Source organism: Pseudomonas hormoni (assembly GCF_018502625.1).
GTDB lineage: Bacteria > Pseudomonadota > Gammaproteobacteria > Pseudomonadales > Pseudomonadaceae > Aquipseudomonas > Aquipseudomonas hormoni.
The window spans coordinates 4,818,517-4,839,238 of the sequence record NZ_CP075566.1 but is presented as its reverse complement, the minus strand read 5'-3'; the positions used below and the strand labels follow the sequence as shown (position 1 = coordinate 4,839,238).

24 protein-coding genes are annotated in these 20,722 nt (G+C 58.7%); 18 read left to right on the top strand and 6 right to left on the bottom strand.

Features of this window, described 5'->3' with window-relative positions:
- Positions 1-106 precede the first annotated feature (106 nt).
- The gene (locus tag KJF94_RS22540) at positions 107-448 is read left to right on the top strand and encodes a PA4575 family protein (protein ID WP_017340866.1); all 342 of its coding nucleotides are present in this window, start codon (positions 107-109) and stop codon (positions 446-448) included.
- 5 nt (positions 449-453) lie between these two features.
- Here KJF94_RS22540 and KJF94_RS22535 read toward each other — a convergent pair whose 3' ends face one another.
- A complete protein-coding gene (locus tag KJF94_RS22535; protein WP_214378904.1) occupies positions 454-2,283 on the bottom strand; it encodes a hypothetical protein in 1,830 nt (609 codons plus the stop codon).
- Positions 2,284-2,455: 172 nt separating this feature from the next.
- Here KJF94_RS22535 and KJF94_RS22530 point away from each other — a divergent pair, with 172 nt between their 5' ends.
- The 3 genes from KJF94_RS22530 (at position 2,456) to bamJ (ending at position 4,130) form a co-directional block, all read left to right on the top strand.
- Entirely contained in the window at positions 2,456-2,944 is a 489-nt protein-coding gene (locus KJF94_RS22530) for a TIGR00645 family protein (RefSeq protein ID WP_214378902.1), read from the top strand.
- A gap of 135 nt (positions 2,945-3,079) precedes the next feature.
- Positions 3,080-3,391, top strand: a complete 312-nt coding sequence (locus KJF94_RS22525; protein ID WP_214378900.1) for a DUF6482 family protein — start codon at positions 3,080-3,082, stop codon at positions 3,389-3,391.
- 121 nt (positions 3,392-3,512) lie between these two features.
- Positions 3,513-4,130, top strand: coding sequence for a BamJ family beta-barrel-assembly machinery protein (gene bamJ, locus KJF94_RS22520; protein WP_214378898.1), 618 nt, complete (start codon positions 3,513-3,515; stop codon positions 4,128-4,130).
- Between the two features lie 115 nt (positions 4,131-4,245).
- Here bamJ and KJF94_RS22515 read toward each other — a convergent pair whose 3' ends face one another.
- The 3 genes from KJF94_RS22515 to KJF94_RS22505 form a co-directional block, all read right to left on the bottom strand.
- On the bottom strand, positions 4,246-4,503 hold the full coding sequence (locus tag KJF94_RS22515) for a PA4570 family protein (protein ID WP_084319505.1): 258 nt from the start codon (positions 4,501-4,503) through the stop codon (positions 4,246-4,248).
- Between the two features lie 206 nt (positions 4,504-4,709).
- Positions 4,710-5,051 (bottom strand): zinc ribbon domain-containing protein YjdM, encoded by a 342-nt coding sequence (locus KJF94_RS22510; protein WP_214378896.1) that lies wholly within the window; start codon positions 5,049-5,051, stop codon positions 4,710-4,712.
- Positions 5,052-5,220: 169 nt separating this feature from the next.
- Entirely contained in the window at positions 5,221-6,189 is a 969-nt protein-coding gene (locus KJF94_RS22505; protein WP_017340860.1) for a polyprenyl synthetase family protein, read from the bottom strand.
- A gap of 240 nt (positions 6,190-6,429) precedes the next feature.
- Between KJF94_RS22505 and rplU the strand changes: the two genes are divergently transcribed.
- The 5 genes from rplU to KJF94_RS22480 all read left to right on the top strand — a co-directional run bounded on the left by rplU (position 6,430) and on the right by KJF94_RS22480 (position 10,204).
- The gene (gene rplU, locus KJF94_RS22500; protein ID WP_003176051.1) at positions 6,430-6,744 is read left to right on the top strand and encodes a 50S ribosomal protein L21; all 315 of its coding nucleotides are present in this window, start codon (positions 6,430-6,432) and stop codon (positions 6,742-6,744) included.
- Positions 6,745-6,778: 34 nt separating this feature from the next.
- Entirely contained in the window at positions 6,779-7,054 is a 276-nt protein-coding gene (gene rpmA, locus KJF94_RS22495) for a 50S ribosomal protein L27 (protein ID WP_003215862.1), read from the top strand.
- 193 nt (positions 7,055-7,247) lie between these two features.
- The gene (cgtA, locus tag KJF94_RS22490; RefSeq protein WP_214378894.1) at positions 7,248-8,471 is read left to right on the top strand and encodes an Obg family GTPase CgtA; all 1,224 of its coding nucleotides are present in this window, start codon (positions 7,248-7,250) and stop codon (positions 8,469-8,471) included.
- 137 nt (positions 8,472-8,608) lie between these two features.
- Positions 8,609-9,727 (top strand): glutamate 5-kinase, encoded by a 1,119-nt coding sequence (gene proB, locus KJF94_RS22485; protein ID WP_214384940.1) that lies wholly within the window; start codon positions 8,609-8,611, stop codon positions 9,725-9,727.
- 12 nt (positions 9,728-9,739) lie between these two features.
- Entirely contained in the window at positions 9,740-10,204 is a 465-nt protein-coding gene (locus KJF94_RS22480) for a CreA family protein (RefSeq protein ID WP_214378892.1), read from the top strand.
- A 200-nt stretch (positions 10,205-10,404) separates the two neighbouring features.
- Here the strand turns inward: KJF94_RS22480 and rpsT are convergent, their stop codons facing one another.
- Positions 10,405-10,683, bottom strand: coding sequence for a 30S ribosomal protein S20 (rpsT, locus tag KJF94_RS22475; RefSeq protein ID WP_008154937.1), 279 nt, complete (start codon positions 10,681-10,683; stop codon positions 10,405-10,407).
- Positions 10,684-10,935: 252 nt separating this feature from the next.
- Between rpsT and murJ the strand changes: the two genes are divergently transcribed.
- The 6 genes from murJ (at position 10,936) to ispH (ending at position 18,440) form a co-directional block, all read left to right on the top strand.
- Entirely contained in the window at positions 10,936-12,474 is a 1,539-nt protein-coding gene (murJ, locus tag KJF94_RS22470; RefSeq protein ID WP_214378890.1) for a murein biosynthesis integral membrane protein MurJ, read from the top strand.
- Positions 12,475-12,603: 129 nt separating this feature from the next.
- Positions 12,604-13,554, top strand: a complete 951-nt coding sequence (ribF, locus tag KJF94_RS22465; protein ID WP_214378888.1) for a bifunctional riboflavin kinase/FAD synthetase — start codon at positions 12,604-12,606, stop codon at positions 13,552-13,554.
- Entirely contained in the window at positions 13,555-16,386 is a 2,832-nt protein-coding gene (gene ileS, locus KJF94_RS22460; protein ID WP_214378887.1) for an isoleucine--tRNA ligase, read from the top strand.
- The gene (gene lspA, locus KJF94_RS22455) at positions 16,379-16,891 is read left to right on the top strand and encodes a signal peptidase II (RefSeq protein WP_017340852.1); all 513 of its coding nucleotides are present in this window, start codon (positions 16,379-16,381) and stop codon (positions 16,889-16,891) included. The genes ileS and lspA overlap by 8 nt, the downstream gene beginning before the upstream one ends.
- Positions 16,892-16,898: 7 nt before the next feature.
- On the top strand, positions 16,899-17,336 hold the full coding sequence (gene fkpB, locus KJF94_RS22450) for an FKBP-type peptidyl-prolyl cis-trans isomerase (protein WP_010467538.1): 438 nt from the start codon (positions 16,899-16,901) through the stop codon (positions 17,334-17,336).
- 156 nt (positions 17,337-17,492) lie between these two features.
- Positions 17,493-18,440, top strand: coding sequence for a 4-hydroxy-3-methylbut-2-enyl diphosphate reductase (gene ispH / locus KJF94_RS22445; RefSeq protein WP_214378885.1), 948 nt, complete (start codon positions 17,493-17,495; stop codon positions 18,438-18,440).
- Here ispH and KJF94_RS22440 read toward each other — a convergent pair.
- Complete coding sequence (locus KJF94_RS22440; protein WP_214378883.1) at positions 18,417-18,959, bottom strand: GspH/FimT family pseudopilin; 543 nt, start codon at positions 18,957-18,959, stop codon at positions 18,417-18,419. The genes ispH and KJF94_RS22440 overlap by 24 nt on opposite strands.
- A gap of 131 nt (positions 18,960-19,090) precedes the next feature.
- Here KJF94_RS22440 and KJF94_RS22435 point away from each other — a divergent pair, with 131 nt between their 5' ends.
- Genes KJF94_RS22435 through KJF94_RS22425 form a run of 3 tightly spaced genes read left to right on the top strand, consistent with a single transcriptional unit; the run spans position 19,091 to position 20,720 of the window.
- Positions 19,091-19,564: a GspH/FimT family pseudopilin gene (locus KJF94_RS22435; RefSeq protein ID WP_214378881.1), complete on the top strand. Its 474-nt coding sequence runs from the start codon at positions 19,091-19,093 to the stop codon at positions 19,562-19,564.
- Positions 19,561-20,010: a type IV pilus modification protein PilV gene (pilV, locus tag KJF94_RS22430; RefSeq protein WP_214378879.1), complete on the top strand. Its 450-nt coding sequence runs from the start codon at positions 19,561-19,563 to the stop codon at positions 20,008-20,010. Before KJF94_RS22435 ends, pilV begins: the two co-directional genes overlap by 4 nt.
- Positions 20,007-20,720, top strand: coding sequence for a PilW family protein (locus tag KJF94_RS22425; RefSeq protein WP_214378876.1), 714 nt, complete (start codon positions 20,007-20,009; stop codon positions 20,718-20,720). Before pilV ends, KJF94_RS22425 begins: the two co-directional genes overlap by 4 nt.
- Positions 20,721-20,722 lie beyond the last annotated feature (2 nt).

Sequence of the window (20,722 nt, the reverse complement as noted above, 5' to 3'; positions counted from 1 at the left end):
GTCAGACTTTTCTTCTATTCTGAGCTCAAGGACATCGACAGTAATCACTGGATCGAGACAGTTCTCCCGTGGGAGCTGAATACCGGATCTACCGAGGGTCGCCGCCATGTCGCGCAACCTCTGCCTCACCCGTCAATGCTTGGGTCTTGTGACTCGTATCGAATGCGCCATCAAGCCATTGGCTGGCGATACGGGCATGTGGACCTTGCTGTTTGCCGCCGGAATGGCCGGCGAACAACCATCAGCCATCAAGGCCCAGGGCCCGTTTCATGGCCCCTTCGTGGCTGAGTCTATCCTCGACACCATTGTTGAAAGCCTGACCCTGCACGGCTACGAGCTGGCCGACGATCCACAAATCTGGTGCCTGCACCTGCAAGCCCAGCTGCGGGAAATCAATGGCGGCCGTTGCCGCAACCTGGGCGGCTTCGAGTTTCGCCCCGACCATTGAGAGGGCTACTGGTCAAGGCTGGACGTATCAGCCTTGTCGAGCTTGACCTCGAAACCATATTGCACGGTGGTGAGATCGGTTCGCTGATAGGTTTCCAGACGAGTGGGCTGGCCATAGAAGTAATGCACACCGAATAACGCCGGGCCTTCTGCGCTCGCGTCGTGAATGACCGAAAGGATCTCCTTGAGGTAGTGACCGCTATCGTCCCTGGCGAAAAAGCGCCAGTCCTGGGCGGGAAACAGCTTCAGATCAACCACCAGCGCATTGCCTTTCAATTCCAGGCCTTTGGGCAGTTGATGGGCGTCGAGTGTCTGCTTGTCGACCGTCGCCAGGAACAGCGGCATGGAGCCCACCGCGTAGGCCGGCGTTTGCGCAAACAGGTTCAGATCGTAAGTGATGATGCCGCGCAGGGGATCGATCTGGTACGCCTCTGGCGGTAGCTCGATCGGCTCATCGCGTTTACCACTGCTGTCCTCGGTAAAGAAGCTGACCGGGCTGTCCCCAGGGTTGAAGGATGTACCCAACAGCTCATCGTTGAAACTTCGGGTGTGGTCGAACTCAATGCGCGCGGCGCTCGGGTCGTCCACCGATTGACGGATGCTGACGCTCTTTTTCAGTTGTTCCTCGCTCAGCGTCGCACCTTTGAGCCAGGTCGGGGCGTGATCGTCGTATACCACCACCGGCAAGGACAGTGGCTGGATGGTTTTCTCCGTGGTGTGCTGGTCGAAGCGACGGACTGTCAGGTCCAGGTCCTTGCGTGTGACCGTGGCCGCCGAGAAGTCGAGCAGGCTGACTTCAAGGGTCTCGATCGGCCCGTTGAAATAGACCTTGGAGTAATGGTTTTTTTGTTGCTTATCAAAGGCGCGCTGCTCTTCGTAGAGCTGTTTTTCGAAGGTTTCGCTCCAGGCTTTTTGTTGCTGCATTTTTGCGAGCTGATTTTGATAGAAGGCAATTTGTGCGGCGGTTTCGTTGATCGAACCGGAGCGCGAAAGAAATTGCCCGGTGGCGTCCCTGGCCTGGACGATCAGCGGGTTGAGTGGCGTTTCGCCGACCTCGGGTGCCAGCGGTGCGCTGTTGTTGAATTCGATCTCGGCGTAGTTGTTTGTCAGTTTCAGCAAGGTGACGCTGAGGTTGTCGTTGGTGCGGGTCTGGCCAACGTCCTTTTTCGTCAGGTCGAAACTATAAAGCCTGCGTGGCGCAATGACTTCTACCTTGCCTTGCAGGCTGACCGGCTGCGGCTGGTGCTTGTTTTCGACGTCCAGGCCATCGATGAACGGATAAGTCACTGTCAGGTCATCGGGATTGGTCAGATTGGAGCTCGACGGGCTTAGCTGAATGCCGGGGTCGGTTTCCGACCATTCTGGCTGGAACGCAATCACGCGTTTGTTGCTCAGTGTCACCGACTGCCATTCCAGGCCATGGGGAAAGAGAAACGCGGCCGGAATGTCGAAGTTGAAGGGGAACACCGGTTGCAGGTCGGTCAGGTAATCGGAGCTGGAATCCTTGTGCAGCACAATGAGGCCGTTGATGTACGTGTCGACCAGCGCCTGAGGCGTTGGATAGTGCTTAAGAACCGCAAGGACGTCTTCACCGTACTCGGTGGCCACGGGTTTGCTGTCGAGTTTGAGTTGTGCACGCTCGAGCAACAGCAGCGAGCCACCCAGTTCGGCCACGACATCCTTGAGTTTCGGGTCCTGAATGGCATCCAGAGCCTTCTCGAACTGCGCGGTTTTTTCCTCGAGGCTGACCTGGCGTTTGTCATCGCTGGGTGAGCAGCCGCTCAGCAGCAAAGCCAGACAAACCCCGGCGCTCATTAAAGGCAATCGCACATCCATTTCCCGTCTTCCTGTCCGATGTCGCTGAGCTGTCAATGGTTTGGACACTAGCAGAAAAACCTTGTGACACCCGTGCAGGTTGCGGATTTTTCGATGGTTTCTGGCTGCTTCTGGGGATAGACGGGCGGCTGGTATACTCGCGGCCATTTCCAGCCCAAACGTGTGAGATTCAATGGAACGCTTTATCGAAAATGCAATGTACGCCTCCCGCTGGCTTTTGGCGCCGATCTACTTCGGCGTGTCCCTCGGTCTGCTGGCATTGGCGCTGAAATTCTTCCAGGAAGTCTTCCACGTCATTCCCAACGTGTTCTCGATGGCTGAATCGGACTTGATCCTGGTGCTGCTGTCGCTGATCGACATGGCACTGGTGGGCGGTTTGCTGGTGATGGTGATGATTTCCGGTTACGAGAACTTCGTCTCTGAACTGGATATCGACGACAACAAGGAAAAGCTCAACTGGCTGGGCACCATGGATTCGTCTTCGTTGAAGATGAAGGTCGCGGCCTCCATCGTGGCGATTTCGTCGATCCATCTGTTGCGGATCTTCATGGACGCCAAGAACGTCGATCCAGAGCATTTGAAGTGGTACGTGATCATTCACATGACTTTCGTGGTATCGGCCTTTGCCATGGGGTATCTGGATAAGCTGACGAAACACTGATTACTGTTTTTTTGCAGTTGTACGCCGCCCGTCCGTTGCGAAACAGACGGGCGGTGTCGTTTATGGCTTGTACTTTGATGCGCTGAGGCCTATCCCTAAAAGGATGTTGTCTCGCCACTGTGTGAGGTGCGCTCCATGAACTTCGATGAGTTACGTGCTTATGCCATCGCAGGGAAAGTCGATGAGCTGAACCTGATCTCCATGGAAGGCGGGATCTACCTGTTGGAGGCGCGCATGCATGGTTCTGCGTACCCCTTGAATGATGCCCATGGCCAGGCCGTTCACCTGCGTTCGGTCGAGCATGCGCGTCAAGTACTTCATGCCTTTCCCACTCTGCCGTTCAACCTTGTGCACACTTCGGTTCATGATGAAATGTGCGGGCTGGTTGCGAATGCAGAGGAAAGTCTGAAGGTGCCGATCAACATCGGTACTGCCTGGCGACACTGACGCCTCTCATCAGCGCAACGACATCTGTGCTAGTCTGCTGGCCCTTTTGGTTCCGGGCGCTCCGGGACGCGCTGTGCACGCACGGCAAGTTCCAGGGCCGTCCGCACAGCGGAGCAGTGTCATGTCCGAAGTAAATCTGTCCACCGACGAAACCCGCGTCAGCTACGGTATTGGCCGTCAGCTGGGCGACCAACTGCGCGACAACCCGCCGCCGGGCGTTAGCCTGGACGCAATCCTCGCAGGCCTGACTGACGCGTTCGCCGGCAAGCCAAGCCGTGTAGGTCAGGAAGAAATGTCCGCGAGCTTCAAGGTTATCCGCGAAATCATGCAGGCCGAAGCCGCTGCCAAAGCTGAAGCGGCTGCTGGCGAAGGCCTGACGTTCCTGGCTGAAAACGCCAAGCGCGATGGCATCACTACCCTGGCTTCCGGTCTGCAATTCGAAGTGCTGACTGCCGGCGAAGGCGCCAAGCCATCCCGTGAAGACACCGTACGTACTCACTACCACGGCACTCTGATCGACGGCACTGTGTTCGACAGCTCCTACGATCGTGGTCAGCCAGCAGAATTCCCGGTTGGCGGCGTGATCGCTGGCTGGACCGAAGCCCTGCAACTGATGAACGCCGGCAGCAAATGGCGCCTGTACGTGCCGAGCGAACTGGCTTACGGCGCTCAAGGCGTTGGCAGCATTCCGCCGCACAGCGTATTGGTATTCGACGTCGAGTTGCTGGACGTTCTGTAAGCCTTGATCCTGTAGGAGCGAAGCTTGCTCGCGAATGCATCACCTCGGTTTCAGTCGGAACCGAGTCTCCTGCTTCGCGAGCAAGCTACGCTCCTACAGGGTTTTGTGGTGTTTCTCATACTTCGATCTTATGGTTCAGATCGCTTGTTGGGCGCAACGCCCGGGCATAGCAGAACAGAAACAGATTGCGTACCAGTTCCTTGAGCACCACCGGCTCGCTGGAACTCAGGCCGTTGACGTCCAGATCACCCTGATCCTGCAGCTCGTTCAAGGCTTCTTCTTCAAGCACCGCACAGACTTCCCCGGTTTCCCGATGCAGGATCCTGAGGTAAGGGTGTGGGCGGTCCAGCCAGGCGTCGATCAAATAAGTCATGGGTCTCATCTCCATTGATTGGTTTCAATGAGAATAATTCTTATTCATCAAATAGCAAGGGCCTATTGGCGGTTTCCGGTTTTTTCCGGGTAAAGATTGCGTAAGGTCAAAACGGCTGGCGTTTGGCTATTGCCAGGAAATGCTGGGTGAAGCGGGGGAGGGGGAAGCACCATCCCACGCAGGGCGCGGGATGGATTACGGCAGGTTCAGACTTTTCTGACGAACTCGGATTTGAGCTTCATCGGACCGATGCCGTCGATCTTGCAGTCGATGTCGTGGTCGCCATCGCACAGGCGGATATTCTTGACCTTGGTGCCAACCTTGACCACCAGCGACGTGCCTTTGACCTTGAGGTCCTTGATCACGGTGATGGTGTCGCCGTCCTGCAGGACGTTGCCTACCGAATCCTTTTTCACGGTGTCATCGGGCGCTGCTTCAGCTTCGCCGCCGACGGACCATTCGTGGGCGCACTCGGGGCAGATCAGCTGAGCGCCATCTTCGTAAGTGTATTCGGAATTGCATTTCGGGCAGGGTGGCAACGTGCTCACTAAGGCTCCTTGGATTCAGGATCGCTAAAAAGCGCACATTGTATAGGGTTTTAGGCGGGAGAGGTTTGCGGACCTGTAGGAGCCGGCTTGCTGGCGATGTATACACCTCGGTGTGTCAGGAACACCGAGGTGATGCAATCGCCAGCAAGCCGGCTCCTACAAGGGTGGATCAGTGCGTGCGGGCTACCGCAAACTCGCTCAGTTCCACCAATGCATCGCGATATTCGCTGGCAGGCAGCGCGTCGAGGCATTTGATCGCGCGGGCCACATAGTCGCGGGCCAGTTGCGCGGTGTACTCAAGGGACCCGGAAGCTTCCACGGCCTCGCGAATGCTTTCGAGGTCCTCGATGCCACCTTTCTGGATCGCCTTGCGCACCAGTGCCGCCTGTTCCGGCGTACCTTCGCGCATGGTGTAGATCAGTGGCAGGGTCGGCTTGCCTTCGGCCAGGTCGTCACCGACGTTCTTGCCCAGGGTTTCCGCATCGCCCTTGTAGTCCAGCAGGTCGTCGACCAGTTGGAAGGCCACCCCCAGATGGTCACCAAAGGTGCGCAGGGCTTCGGCCTGTTCCGGAGTGGCTTCGCAGAGGGCTGCGGCACTGTGGGTCGAAGCTTCGAAGAGCATCGCGGTCTTGCCGCGGATGACTTCCATGTAGGTTTCTTCGGTGGTGCTGGCGTCGCGGACCTTCGACAGCTGCAACACTTCGCCTTCGGCGATAATGCGCGTGGCCTGCGAAAGGATCTTCATTACCGGCATGGAGCCCAGTTCGACCATCATTTCGAAGGAACGCGAATACAGGAAGTCGCCCACCAGCACACTAGGGGCGTTGCCCCACATGGCGTTGGCGGTCGAGCGGCCACGGCGCATGCCGGACATGTCCACCACGTCGTCATGCAGCAGGGTGGCGGTGTGCAGGAACTCGATGGTCGCGGCCAGCAGACGCAGGTCGTCGCCTTCGCGGCCAAGGGCCTTGCCACACAGCAGCACCAATAAAGGACGCAGGCGTTTACCGCCAGCCGAGGTGATGTAGTCGCCGATTTTCGATACCAGCGGCACTCGGGAAGTCAGCTGCTTCTTGATGATGCCGTCGACGGCGCTAAAATCGTCCGCCACCGCGCGGTAGAAAGCTTGGGGTTGCATCAGCGACAGTTGCTCCAGAAGGGTTGCGCGGCATGCTAGGACCCACGTCGGCGGGTGTCAAGGCGCGATGGACGGCCTCTTGCATCGCCCCGGCAGCTTGCGTACAATCGCGCACCCTGAACTTCCTGGGCAGCACCTGCCTTACGCAATTGCAAACAGGCCTTCCAGCCCTATGCAGCCATGCCAGCCAATACCTCTTCTTATAAAGAGCTGGGTGAGCAGGATTATCGGAGAAATACCATGTCGTACGCAGTAATTGTTACTGGTGGCAAGCAATACAAGGTCGCCCCAGGTGAATACCTGAAGATCGAAAAACTGGAAATCGCTACTGGCGAATCCGTTACTTTTGATCGCGTTCTGTTGGTCGCCAATGGCGATGACGTGAACATCGGCGCTCCAGTTGTTGCCGGCGCTACCGTTGTGGCTGAAGTGATCTCCCAAGGTCGTCACGATAAAGTCCGCATCATCAAGTTCCGTCGTCGTAAGCACCACATGAAGCGTATGGGCCACCGCCAGTGGTACACCGAGATCAAAATCACCGGTATTCAGGCTTAATTTCAGCCTAATTCCTCACTAGGAGAATTGACTCATGGCACACAAAAAAGCTGGTGGTAGTACCCGTAACGGTCGCGACTCAGAAGCCAAACGCCTTGGCGTGAAGATGTATGGCGGCCAGGTTATCATTCCGGGCAACATCATCGTGCGTCAGCGCGGCACCCAATTCCACGCCGGTTACGGTGTTGGCATGGGTAAAGATCACACTCTGTTCGCTAAAATCGACGGCGTGATCAAGTTCGAAGTAAAAGGCGCTTTCAATCGCCGTTACGTGAGCATTGTCCCGAAGACTGAAGTCGTCGCGGCATAATTACGTAGATGCTGGAAAAGCCCTGTCTCGCGACGGGGCTTTTTCGTTTGTGGGGTGAGTCTCTTGCAAAGCTGTTTGTAATGGGCTCCAGCGCTGGATTTGCGGTCGTTGATTGAGGTCGCTGCGCTCATTTTTGCAAGAGTCTTATGTCTGGATTTTTTCGGCTCGTCCGTATGGCGAGAGGCGTTTTGTTATGAAGTTTGTTGATGAAGTATCGATTCGAGTAAAGGCCGGTGACGGCGGCAACGGTTGCATGAGCTTCCGTCGCGAGAAGTTCATCGAAAACGGTGGTCCGAACGGCGGTGATGGTGGTGATGGCGGCTCGGTCTACATGATCGCCGACGAAAACCTCAACACCCTGGTGGACTACCGTTACACCCGGCACTTCGATGCCGAGCGCGGTTCCAACGGCGGCAGCACCGACTGCACCGGCAAGAAAGGTGAAGAGCTGGTGCTGCGTGTTCCGGTCGGCACGACTGTCATCGACGCTGCCACCCAGGAAGTGATCGGCGACCTGACCAAGGCTGGCCAGAAACTGCTGGTGGCTCACGGCGGCTGGCACGGTCTGGGCAACACACGTTTCAAATCCAGTACCAACCGCGCTCCGCGTCAGACCACTCCGGGTAAGCCGGGTGAGGCGCGTGATCTGAAGCTGGAAATGAAGGTGTTGGCGGACGTCGGTCTGCTGGGCTTGCCGAATGCGGGCAAAAGTACCTTCATTCGTTCGGTATCGGCCGCCAAGCCGAAAGTCGCCGACTACCCGTTCACCACGCTGGTGCCGAACCTGGGCGTGGTCAGCGTCGATCGCTGGAAGAGCTTCGTGGTCGCGGACATCCCGGGTCTGATCGAAGGCGCTTCCGATGGCGCAGGCCTGGGGATTCGCTTCCTCAAGCACTTGTCGCGTACCCGTTTGCTGTTGCACCTCGTGGACATGGCGCCGCTCGACGACACCAGTGCCCCGGATGCTGCTGAAGTGATCGTCAGCGAACTGACCAAGTTCAGTCCGTCCCTGGCTGAGCGTGATCGTTGGCTGGTGCTGAACAAGTGCGACCAGATCCTCGAAGAAGAGCACGACGCTCGCGTCAAGGAAATCGTTGATCGCCTGGAGTGGACCGGTCCGGTTTACGTGATCTCCGCGATCTCCAAACTGGGCACCGAACGTCTGTGCCACGACATCATGCGTTACATGGAAGATCGTGCCGATCGCCTGGCGAACGACCCTGTTTACAAGGAAGAGCTGGCCGAGCTCGATCAGCGCATCGAAGACGAAGCCCGTGCTCAGCTGCAGGCTCTGGACGACCAGCGTGCCCTGCGTCGCAGCGGCGTGAAGTCGGTCCATGACATCGGCGACGATGATTGGGACGAAGAAGACGTGGATGATGAGGATGGTCCGGAAATCATTTACGTGCGCGACTGATTCGTTGCAGTAAACTTAAGCGCCGCTCAATCGAGCGGCGTTTTGGTATCTGGAAATCGATCGTTGGTCAGTAATAGCCACGATTAACGTCACGGGCAGTGCCAGGTCGCGCTGTCCTCAAGCTAAGGTTGAAGATGATGCGGAGCAAGGTGACAGGTGCGCAGCGTTGGGTCGTGAAAATCGGCAGCGCTTTGCTGACGGCGGACGGCAAGGGCCTGGATCGCGCGGCAATGGGTGTCTGGGTCGAACAGATGGTGGCCTTGCATGAAGCGGGCGTCGAACTGGTGCTGGTGTCCTCCGGGGCAGTGGCAGCGGGCATGAGCCGTCTGGGCTGGACCGTACGACCCAGTGCGATGCACGAGCTGCAGGCGGCTGCCGCCATCGGCCAGATGGGCCTGGTGCAAGCCTGGGAATCAAGCTTTGCCGAGTATGGTCGGCACACCGCGCAGATTCTCCTGACGCACGACGACCTGTCCGACCGCAAGCGCTACCTGAACGCCCGCAGCACCTTGCGTGCCTTGGTCGAGTTGAAAGTGATCCCGGTGATCAACGAAAACGACACTGTGGTGACGGATGAAATCCGTTTCGGCGACAACGATACGCTGGCGGCGCTGGTGGCCAACCTGGTCGAGGCTGACTTGCTGGTGATCCTCACGGATCGTGATGGCATGTTCGACGCCGATCCGCGCAATAACCCTGGCGCCCAGCTGATTTACGAAGCGCGCGCCGATGATCCGGCGCTGGATGCGGTGGCGGGCGGTACGGGCGGAGCTTTGGGGCGTGGTGGCATGCAGACCAAGTTGCGCGCTGCGCGGCTGGCGGCGCGTTCCGGTGCGCACACCATCATCGTGGGTGGACGCATTGAGCGGGTGCTGGATCGCCTGAAGGCGGGCGAGCGCATTGGCACCTTGCTATCGCCTGAGCGCGGCATGCTGGCGGCGCGCAAGCAGTGGCTGGCCGGGCATCTGCAAACCCGTGGCACGCTGGTGCTGGATGCGGGGGCAGTGACGGCGTTGTCCCAAGACAATAAAAGTTTGCTGCCTGTTGGCGTCAAGCTGGTTCAGGGCAGCTTCCGTCGCGGTGAAATGGTGGTGTGCGTGGCGCCGGACGGTCGAGAAATTGCCCGCGGCCTGGCCAACTACAGCGCACTTGAGGCGCAAAAAATCATCGGTCAGTCGTCTGAAGCGATTGTCGGTCTGTTGGGTTACATGGCGGAGCCGGAACTGGTTCACCGCGATAACCTGATCCTGGTCTGAAGGAATACCTGAATGCGTGTGGCAAAAGGATTGTTGGGTCTGCTGTTGGCAATGCCGCTGCTGGCCTCGGCCGAGGAAATTGGCCAGGTATCGACGGTGTTCAAGTTCGTCGGCCCGAATGACCGTATCGTGGTCGAAGCATTTGATGATCCGAAGGTCGAGGGCGTGACCTGTTACCTGTCCCGGGCCAAGACCGGGGGTGTGAAGGGTGGCCTGGGTTTGGCTGAGGATCGCGCTGAAGCGTCCATCGCTTGTCGTCAGGTGGGGCCGATCAACTTCAAAGGCGAGTTGAAGGATGGCGAGGAAGTGTTCAAGGAGCGTACATCGCTGGTGTTCAAGACCATGCAGGTGGTGCGCTTCCTCGACAAGAGGCGCAATACGCTGGTGTATCTGGTCTATAGCGATCGTTTGATTGAAGGCAGTCCGCAGAATGCGGTGACGGCGATTCCGATTTTGCCGTGGACGCACGCTCAATAACCTAACGACGATCCCAATGTGGGAGCGAGCCTGCTCGCGAATAGCGGACTGTCAGCCAACAGAGATGTTGAATGTTAGTCACTCATCGCGAGCAGACGAACGTCGCCCGGCTCTTCCCATATTTTTTTTTGCGGTGTTTTCACTAAATCGCAGGCAATAAAAAACCGACCCTGGGGTCGGTTTTTCAACAAGCTTATCGCTTATGCGGCAACAGCAAGGTTCAGAGCCTTGACGTGACCGTTCAGGCGGCTCTTATGACGAGCAGCCTTGTTCTTGTGGATGATGCCTTTATCGGCCATACGGTCGATAACTGGCACGGCCAGAACGTAAGCAGCTTGAGCTTTTTCAGCGTCTTTTGCGTCGATGGCTTTAACTACATTCTTGATGTAGGTACGAACCATGGAACGCAGGCTGGCGTTGTGGCTGCGACGCTTCTCAGCCTGTTTTGCACGTTTTTTGGCGGAAGGTGTGTTGGCCACCGTCGAGCTCCTCGAAAGACTTTTTAGGAAATAGCAAACAAAATAGGCCGCGAATCATGCCGATGAGTTGATGTCTTGTCAAGGGCGGTTGAGACGTTCCGCTAAGTGGTAGGTATAAAGAGGCGGGATATTTATTTCCGGCGCTTGACCTGTAAACTCGCGAGCTTTGGCTCTGTGCTGCTGCGGCGCGGAGTATCGCATAAGTGGGCGCGTTGTTCGCCTGCTGTTTATCGACAGGCACAAACTCTTTCAATGAATCTGCTCAAATCGTTGGCCGCCGTCAGCTCTATCACGATGCTTTCCCGGATTCTGGGGTTCGTCCGTGACACCCTCATTGCGCGCACATTTGGCGCGGGGATGGCGACCGACGCCTTCTTCATCGCCTTCAAACTGCCCAATCTGCTGCGCCGGATCTTCGCAGAAGGGGCTTTTTCCCAGGCCTTCGTGCCGATTCTTGCCGAGTATAAAAGCCAGAAGGGCGAGGAGGCGACACGCACTTTTATTGCCTACGTCTCCGGCCTGCTGACACTGGTGCTGGCGCTGGTCACCGCATTGGGCATGCTCGCGGCGCCTTGGGTGATCTGGGCGACGGCGCCAGGCTTCACCAACACCCCGGAAAAATTCGAGCTGACGTCCAGCCTGTTGCGGGTGACCTTTCCTTATATATTGCTCATCTCCCTGTCTTCACTGGCCGGGGCGATCCTCAACACCTATAACCGCTTCTCGGTGCCGGCCTTCGTGCCGACCTTGCTCAACGTCAGCATGATCATCTTTGCGGTGTTCCTGACGCCGTACTTCGATCCGCCGGTCATGGCCCTGGGCTGGGCAGTGCTGGCTGGCGGTCTGGCGCAATTGCTTTATCAGCTGCCGCACCTGAAAAAAATCGGCATGCTGGTGCTGCCACGCCTGAACCTGCGCGACAGTGGGGTGTGGCGGGTCATGAAACAAATGCTGCCGGCGATTCTCGGCGTTTCGGTGAGCCAGATTTCGCTGATCATCAACACCATTTTTGCGTCGTTCCTGGTTGCCGGTTCCGTGTCGTGGATGTATTACGCCGATCGTTTGATGGAATTGCCGTCCGGGGTGCTGGGCGTGGCGTTGGGCACGATTCTGCTGCCGACCCTGGCCAAGACCTACGCCAGCAAGGATCGCGCCGAGTATTCACGGATTCTCGATTGGGGCCTGCGACTGTGTTTCGTGCTGGTGTTGCCGTGCTCGCTGGCGCTGGGGATTCTGGCCGAGCCGCTGACGGTTTCGTTGTTCCAGTACGGTCAGTTCAGCGCCTTCGACGCGGCCATGACTCAACGGGCGCTGATCGCCTATTCGGTCGGGTTGCTCGGGATTATCGTGATCAAAGTGCTGGCGCCGGGCTTTTATGCGCAACAAAACATCCGCACACCGGTAAAAATCGCGATTTTCACGTTGATCGTCACGCAATTGTTCAACCTGGTGCTGATCGGTCCGCTGGCTCATGCCGGGCTGGCGCTGGCGATCAGCGCGGGTGCCTGCCTCAACGCCGGGCTGCTGTTCTATCAGCTGCGCAAGCAGCAGATGTATCAGCCGCAGCCGGGCTGGGCGAAGTTCGGCGCCAAGCTGGTGATCGCGGTGCTGGTGATGTCAGCGGTGTTGCTGGTCGGGATGCGCTTTATGCCAGTCTGGGATCAGGGGCATATGCTGGAGCGTTTCCTGCGTCTGGGCGCGCTGGTGGCTGCTGGTGTGGTCACGTATTTCGGTATGTTGCTGCTGATGGGCTTCCGTTTGCGCGACTTCAATCGCAACGCGCTGAGCTGAGGCTTTTGCCTCGATAAACACGGGCGAGCCGGCGGTTTTGTCGGCTCGATCACTTTGGGTTACGGTGTTGCCTGTCGTCGGCCGCCGGGTGTGGTTATAATCGACCACTTTATGAGCAAGAAGCGCGTTATGCAGCTGGTTCGAGGCCTCCACAACCTGCGCCCCCAGCATCGGGGCTGTGTCGCCACTATTGGCAACTTTGACGGTGTTCACCGTGGTCACCAGGCTATCCTGGCGAGGCTGCGTGAGCGTGCGCTCGAGTTGGGCGTGCCCAGCTGCGTGGTGATTTTCGAGCCACAGCCGCGGGAATTCTTTGCCCCCGACACGGCGCCGGCCCGTCTGGCCCGGCTGCGGGACAAACTGCAGCTGCTGGCCGACGAAGGCGTGGACCGGGTCCTGTGCCTGGCGTTCAACCAGCGTCTGAGCAAACTCAGCGCCGCGGAATTCGTCGATACGATTCTGGTGGACGGACTGGGCGTGCAGCATCTGGAGGTCGGTGACGATTTCCGCTTCGGTTGCGACCGGGTAGGGGATTTCGATTTTCTGCAACAGGCCGGCGTCCTCCAGGGCTTTACCGTCGAAGCGGCGCAAACCGTCGAGCTGGACGGTATCCGCGTCAGCAGCACCCAAGTGCGTAATGCATTGGCCGCTGCCGACTTTGTCTTGGCCGAACGCCTGCTTGGGCGGCCGTTCCAGATTAGCGGGCGGGTGCTGCATGGCCAGAAGCTGGCGCGCCAACTCGGGACGCCGACCGCCAACATCCAGCTCAAGCGTCGTCGCGTGCCGTTGTCCGGGGTTTACCTGGTCAACGTCGACATCGACGGCAAGACCTGGCCAGGCGTCGCCAATATCGGCGTACGGCCAACGGTCCAAGGGGATGGCAAGGCCCACCTCGAAGTACATCTTTTAGATTTTGCCGGCGATCTGTATGACCGGCGTTTGACGGTGGTTTTCCACCACAAGCTGCGTGAAGAGCAGCGTTTCGCCTCTCTGGAGGCGCTTAAGACGGCGATCAATGCGGATGTCGCCGCCGCCCGTGCCCTGTCGCACCTAGCGCCAATCGCTAATGAAGAGCCATAAATGACCGACTATAAAGCCACGCTAAACCTTCCGGACACCGCCTTCCCAATGAAGGCCGGCCTGCCTCAGCGCGAACCGCAGATTCTGCAGCGCTGGGACAGCATTGGCCTGTACGGTAAGTTGCGCGAAATTGGCAAGGATCGTCCGAAGTTCGTACTTCATGACGGTCCTCCGTACGCCAACGGCACGATTCACATCGGTCATGCGCTGAACAAGATCCTCAAGGACATGATCATCCGCTCGAAGACCCTGTCGGGTTTCGACGCGCCTTATGTTCCGGGCTGGGACTGCCACGGTCTGCCGATCGAGCACAAAGTCGAAGTGACCCACGGCAAGAACCTGGGCGCGGACAAGACCCGCGAACTGTGCCGGGCCTACGCCACCGAGCAGATCGAAGGTCAGAAATCCGAATTCATTCGCTTGGGCGTGTTGGGCGACTTCGCCAACCCGTACAAGACCATGGACTTCAAGAACGAGGCCGGCGAAATCCGCGCCCTCGCTGAAATCGTCAAAGGCGGTTTCGTGTTCAAGGGCCTCAAGCCCGTGAACTGGTGCTTTGACTGCGGTTCGGCCCTGGCTGAAGCGGAAGTCGAGTACGAGAACAAAAAATCCTCGACCATCGACGTGGCCTTCCCGATTGCCGACGAAGCCAGACTGGCTGCCGCTTTCGGTCTGCCGTCGCTGGGCAAACCGGCTTCGATCGTGATCTGGACCACCACCCCGTGGACCATCCCGGCCAACCAGGCGCTGAACGTTCACCCGGAATTCAACTACGCCCTGGTCGACGTCGGCGACAAACTGCTGGTCCTGGCTGAAGAGCTGGTCGAGTCGTGCCTGGCGCGTTACAGCCTGGAAGGTTCGGTCATCGCGACCACCACCGGTAAAGAACTGGAACTGATCAACTTCCGTCACCCGTTCTACGATCGTCTGTCGCCGGTTTACCTGGCCGAGTACGTGGAACTGGGCGCTGGCACCGGCGTGGTTCACTCCGCACCGGCCTACGGCGTGGACGACTTCGTGACCTGCAAGAAATACGGCATGGTCAACGACGACATCCTCAATCCAGTGCAAAGCAACGGCGTTTACGCGACTTCGCTGGAGTTCTTCGGCGGCCAGTTCATCTGGAAGGCCAACCCGGCGATCGTCGACAAGCTGACCGAAGTCGGTGCGCTGCTGCACACCACTATCATCGAACACAGCTACATGCACTGCTGGCGTCACAAGACCCCGCTGATCTACCGCGCCACCGCGCAGTGGTTCATCGGCATGGACAAAGAGCCTGTCAGCGGCGACACCCTGCGCAAGCGCGCTCTGAAAGCCATCGAAGAGACTCAGTTCGTTCCGGCCTGGGGCCAGGCGCGCCTGCACTCGATGATTGCCAACCGTCCGGACTGGTGCATCTCGCGTCAGCGCAACTGGGGCGTACCGATTCCGTTCTTCCTGAACAAGGAAAGCGGCGAACTGCACCCACGCACTGCCGAGCTGATGGAAGAAGTCGCCAAGCGCGTCGAAGTCGAAGGCATCGAAGCCTGGTTCAAGATGGACGCTGCCGAGTTGCTCGGTGACGAAGCTCCGCAGTACGACAAGATCAGCGACACCCTGGACGTCTGGTTCGATTCGGGCACCACGCACTGGCACGTCCTGCGCGGTTCGCACCCGATGGGCCACGAAACCGGTCCTCGCGCCGACCTGTACCTGGAAGGCTCGGACCAACACCGAGGCTGGTTCCATTCGTCGCTGCTGACCGGTTGCGCCATCGACAACCACGCGCCATACCGCGAACTGCTGACCCACGGCTTCACCGTCGACGAGTCCGGTCGCAAGATGTCCAAGTCGCTGAAGAATGTGGTCGAGCCGAAGTCGGTAAACGACACTCTGGGCGCCGACATCATGCGCTTGTGGGTCGCTTCTACCGATTACTCGGGCGAGATTGCGGTGTCCGACCAGATCCTGCAACGCAGTGCGGACGCCTACCGGCGGATCCGTAACACCGCGCGCTTCCTGCTCTCCAACCTGACCGGTTTCAACCCGGCCACCGACATCCTGCCGGCCGAAGAAATGCTCGCGCTGGACCGTTGGGCCGTGGACCGCACGTTGCTGCTGCAACGCGAGCTGCAAGAGCACTACGGCGAATACCGCTTCTGGAACGTCTACTCCAAGATCCACAACTTCTGCGTGCAGGAGCTGGGTGGTTTCTACCTCGACATCATCAAGGACCGTCAGTACACCACTGGCGCCAACAGCAAGGCCCGTCGTTCGGCGCAAACCGCGCTGTACCACATCTCCGAAGCGCTGGTGCGCTGGATCGCGCCGATCCTCGCGTTCACCGCCGACGAACTGTGGGAATACCTGCCGGGCGAGCGTAACGAATCGGTGATGCTCAACACCTGGTACGAAGGCCTGACCGAACTGCCGGACAACGTCGAACTGGGCCGCGCCTACTGGGAGCGGATCATGGCGGTGAAGGTCGCGGTCAACAAGGAAATGGAAATCCAGCGCGCGGCAAAGGCCGTCGGTGGCAACCTGCAAGCCGAAGTGACGCTGTTCGCCGAAGACGCGCTGAGCGCCGACCTGGCCCAGCTGAGCAACGAACTGCGTTTCGTACTGATCACCTCGACCGCCAGCGTTGCGCCTTTTGTTCAGGCGCCAGCGGACGCGGTAGTCACCGAAGTCAGCGGCCTGAAGCTGAAAATCGTCAAGTCGGCCTTCGCCAAGTGCGCCCGTTGCTGGCACTGCCGTGAAGACGTCGGCGTGAACCCGGAGCATCCGGAAATCTGCGGCCGTTGCGTCGACAACATCAGCGGCACTGGCGAGGTTCGTCACTATGCCTAATGCCATTGGCCGTTTCGGACGGCTGGGCTGGCTCTGGTTGAGTTTGCTGGTCCTGGTCATCGACCAGGCCAGCAAGTTCTACTTTGAAGGCTCGCTGAAGATGTACCAGCAGATCGTGGTGATCCCCGATTACTTCAGCTGGACCCTGGCCTACAACACCGGCGCGGCGTTCAGCTTCCTGGCCGACAGCTCGGGCTGGCAGCGCTGGCTGTTTGCCTTGATCGCGGTGGTGGTCAGTGCGGTGCTGGTGGTATGGCTCAAGCGTCTGGGGCGCAACGAAACCTGGCTGGCCATTGCGCTGGCCCTGGTGCTCGGTGGCGCGCTGGGCAATCTGTATGACCGCATTGCCCTGGGCCATGTGATCGATTTCATTCTGGTGCATTGGCAGAACCGCTGGTATTTCCCGGCGTTCAACTTTGCCGACAGTGCAATTACTGTCGGTGCCGTGATGCTGGCACTGGACATGTTCAAAAGTAAAAAGACCGGAGAAGCCGTTCATGACTGAACAGGTATTGGCTGAGCAACGCATCCGCCAGAACACGGAAGTCACCTTGCACTTTGCACTGCGCCTGGAGAACGGCGACACCGTCGACAGCACCTTCGACAAAGCCCCGGCGACCTTCCAGGTCGGCGACGGCAACCTGTTGCCAGGTTTCGAAGCGGCCCTGTTCGGCTTCAAGGCAGGCGACAAGCGTACGCTGACGATTCAGCCGGAAAACGCTTTCGGCCAGCCAAACCCGCAAAACGTGCAGATCATCCCGCGCTCGCAGTTCAAGGACATGGAACTGTCACCGGGTTTGCTGGTGATCTTCAACGATGCGGCCAATACTGAGCTGCCTGGCGTGGTGAAAGAGTTCGATGACGAGCAAGTGACTATCGACTTCAATCATCCGCTGGCCGGCAAGACATTGACCTTTGACGTCGAGATCATCAGCGTCAAATCGCTGTAACTGACCGGATGCGGTCAAATGTAGGAGCAGAGCTTGCTCGCGAAGGCGTCATCACATTCAACACCAATGTCGACTGACACACCGCTTTCGCGAGCAAGCTCTGCTCCTACAGGATGTAATGTTCTAACTTCTTGCGCGCAAGACACGAGGCACAGCATGCAAATCAAACTCGCCAACCCCCGTGGCTTCTGCGCCGGTGTGGACCGGGCGATCGAAATCGTCAACCGCGCCCTGGAAGTCTTCGGGCCGCCGATCTATGTTCGCCACGAAGTGGTGCACAACAAATTCGTCGTCGAAGACCTGCGCGCTCGCGGCGCGATCTTCGTTGAGGAGCTGGATCAGGTGCCCGACGACGTGATCGTGATCTTCAGTGCCCACGGCGTTTCCCAGGCTGTGCGCACCGAAGCCGCCGGCCGTGGCCTCAAGGTGTTCGACGCAACGTGTCCGCTGGTGACCAAGGTGCACATCGAAGTCGCGCGTTACAGCCGCGACGGTCGTGAATGCATCCTGATCGGCCACGCCGGTCACCCGGAAGTCGAAGGCACCATGGGCCAGTACGATGGCAGCAATGGTGGCGCGATCTATCTGGTCGAGGACGAAAAAGACGTTGCCGCGTTGCAGGTACATAATCCTGAAAAACTGGCGTTCGTCACCCAGACTACCCTGTCCATGGACGATACCAGCCGCGTCATCGACGCCCTGCGTACACGCTTCCCGGCAATCGGTGGTCCGCGCAAGGACGACATCTGCTACGCGACGCAAAACCGTCAGGATGCAGTCAAGCAACTGGCTGACGAATGCGACGTGGTGTTGGTGGTCGGCAGCCCGAACAGCTCCAACTCCAATCGCCTGCGTGAGCTGGCCGAGCGCATGGCCACCCCAGCCTACTTGATCGACGGCGCCGAAGACCTGCAAAAAAGCTGGTTCGACGGTGTCGAGCGTATCGGCATCACCGCAGGCGCCTCCGCGCCAGAAGTGCTGGTGCGTGGCGTGATTCAGCAACTGCAGGCCTGGGGCGCTACCGGTGCCGATGAGCTGGCTGGTCGCGAGGAGAACATCACCTTCTCCATGCCTAAAGAGTTACGCGTCCGTTCGCTGCTTTGATTTTTTTCCTTTCTCGCACAATGCCTGTGCAGTCTTATCGCTGCGCAGGCTGACGCGACCGCTGGGGGCCAGCACCACCTGGTGCTGACTCACCGGCTCGCGTTTTGCGCAAACGTGTATTGTCCCCGCTTGGAAGCCACCGTGCAGCGGTTCGCCGAGATGGCTGAATCGAACAGAAGTGCTGATGTAGTGATTGCCGAAAATCGGCACCCGAGTGCCACTTCGGCGCTCGACCAGCAGCGGATTGCTGCTGTCCTCATGCCCCTTGCCATTTAAATCCAGAATCATCCGCCAACCTTGACCCCAATCGTCGTTTATCCCGTGAATGACGACGGTCTGGTTTCGCGTGATTGCCTCGCTTCTGGCGCTGCGTATGCCACTGACAAGCGACTTCGCCGCCTCCTCGCGATGGTTCGATTCTGTGAGCGCTGCGAACGCCGGACTGACCAAATGCAGAACAATCCCGACAATCATCAGTCCCATAAGCAGTTCAACCAGACTGAAACCTTGTTGGCGCATGAAATCTCCCTCCCTGGAATGCGGTAGCCCGCGCAATCCTTGCGCGAGTAATAGCAAAACAACCGAACATCTGTCGGTCGAATGTTCTAGCGTGTAACAGCAGGTATAGCCGACGGCAACGGAGGGCATCGATGGATCATCGTACAAAAGGTTTCACGCTGATCGAGTTGCTGGTCGCGCTCGCGGTCTTTCTGATTCTGATCACCCTGGCGGTGCCGGCGTTTACCCGTTCGGTGCAAGGCACCAAGGCCGACACTGAACTCGGCGACCTGCAGCGCGCTTTGAATTTCGCCAGGCTTGAAGCCATCGACCGGGGCATTACCACCCGGGTGCGTCCAACGGTGGGCGGCAGCGTCTGGACCGGCGAATTGGCGGTCTACGACGGTACTGGCACTCCGGCCAATGTATTGCGGGTTGTTCCAGCGATGAGCAGCGGCGCAACTCTGACGCTAACCTCAGGAGTGACCGCCATCGATTTCAACAATCTGGGCGGTCTGTCGGCACCGTCCACGGCGGTGGTGATCAGCTATGTACTGGGGGCGCAAAGCAGGACGCTGACGGTGTGTTTGAACGGACGAATTCTATTGGGTGGAAGTTGCGGATGAGGGGATGGAGCAAGCGTGCACAGGAAGGCATGACGCTGATCGAAGTTCTGGTAGCGTTGTTGATTCTGAGCGTGGGTCTGTTGGGGGCGGCGGCGTTTCAGCTCAATGCGCTGAAGTACACCGACAGCTCGCGCATGACCAGCCAGGCGAGTTTTATCGCCTACGACATGATGGACCGCATCCGCGCCAACTCCGGCGCCGATTACACCGTCACGCCGCCGACGTCGGGCAACCTGAATGTCGCGCGGGACCAGGACCTGTACGACTTCACCTCCAATATCATCAATTTCCTCGGCAGCACCGCCACGGGCAGCGTCACCCTCAATCAGCGGGTGTACACCATCACTATCACCTGGGACGACTCGCGGGCCGCCAACATCGCCAACTCTCGTCGCAGCTTTGTGCTGACCAGTCGCGCCGCCGTCGATCCGGTGGCGACGCCATGAACCGGCTCAATCGCGGTTTCGGCCTGATCGAAATGTTGATCGCCCTGGCGTTGAGCCTGGTCGTGGTACTCGGCGTGGCGCAGGTTTTTATCGCGGCCAAGAACACCTACGTCAGTCAGAACGCGGCGGCGAACATGCAGGAAGATGCGCGTTTCGTGCTGAGCAAGATGATTCAGGAAATCCGCATGGTGGGGATGTTTGGTTGTCTGGGGACGATTATCGATGCAAGCGCCGGGGCGAGTTTCACTGCCAGCCAAATAACGCCGATCAGCTGGGACAATGCCAACCTCAAGCTGACGCTGGTGACTGCCGATGTCGGAGCGGGTGGTGGTACGCCGACCTGGACGGTGGTTTCGGATTGCCGAAACACTGCGATGGCTTACTCCAATGTGCAGGCTCCCGCCACAGGACAATTGGCGTTTCCGATTCGACGACTGATCTACAGTCTCAAGAACGGCCAACTGACAATGGGCAGTGGCATCGGGACGCCGACTCAGGCAGTGCTTGTCGACAACGTCAGCAAATTTGACGTGAGCTTCGGCCTCGCTGCGTCGGCCACCGATACGGCCGCTTCCAGTTACAGCCCCAACCCGTCCGACCCTGCGCGAATCCGTAGCGTGCGCCTGACGCTGACGCTAAGGGATCCGAACAGTCGCGTTCGCGATCAAACCTTCAACGTGGTTGCCGCTTTGCGCAACCGCTTGCCATGAGG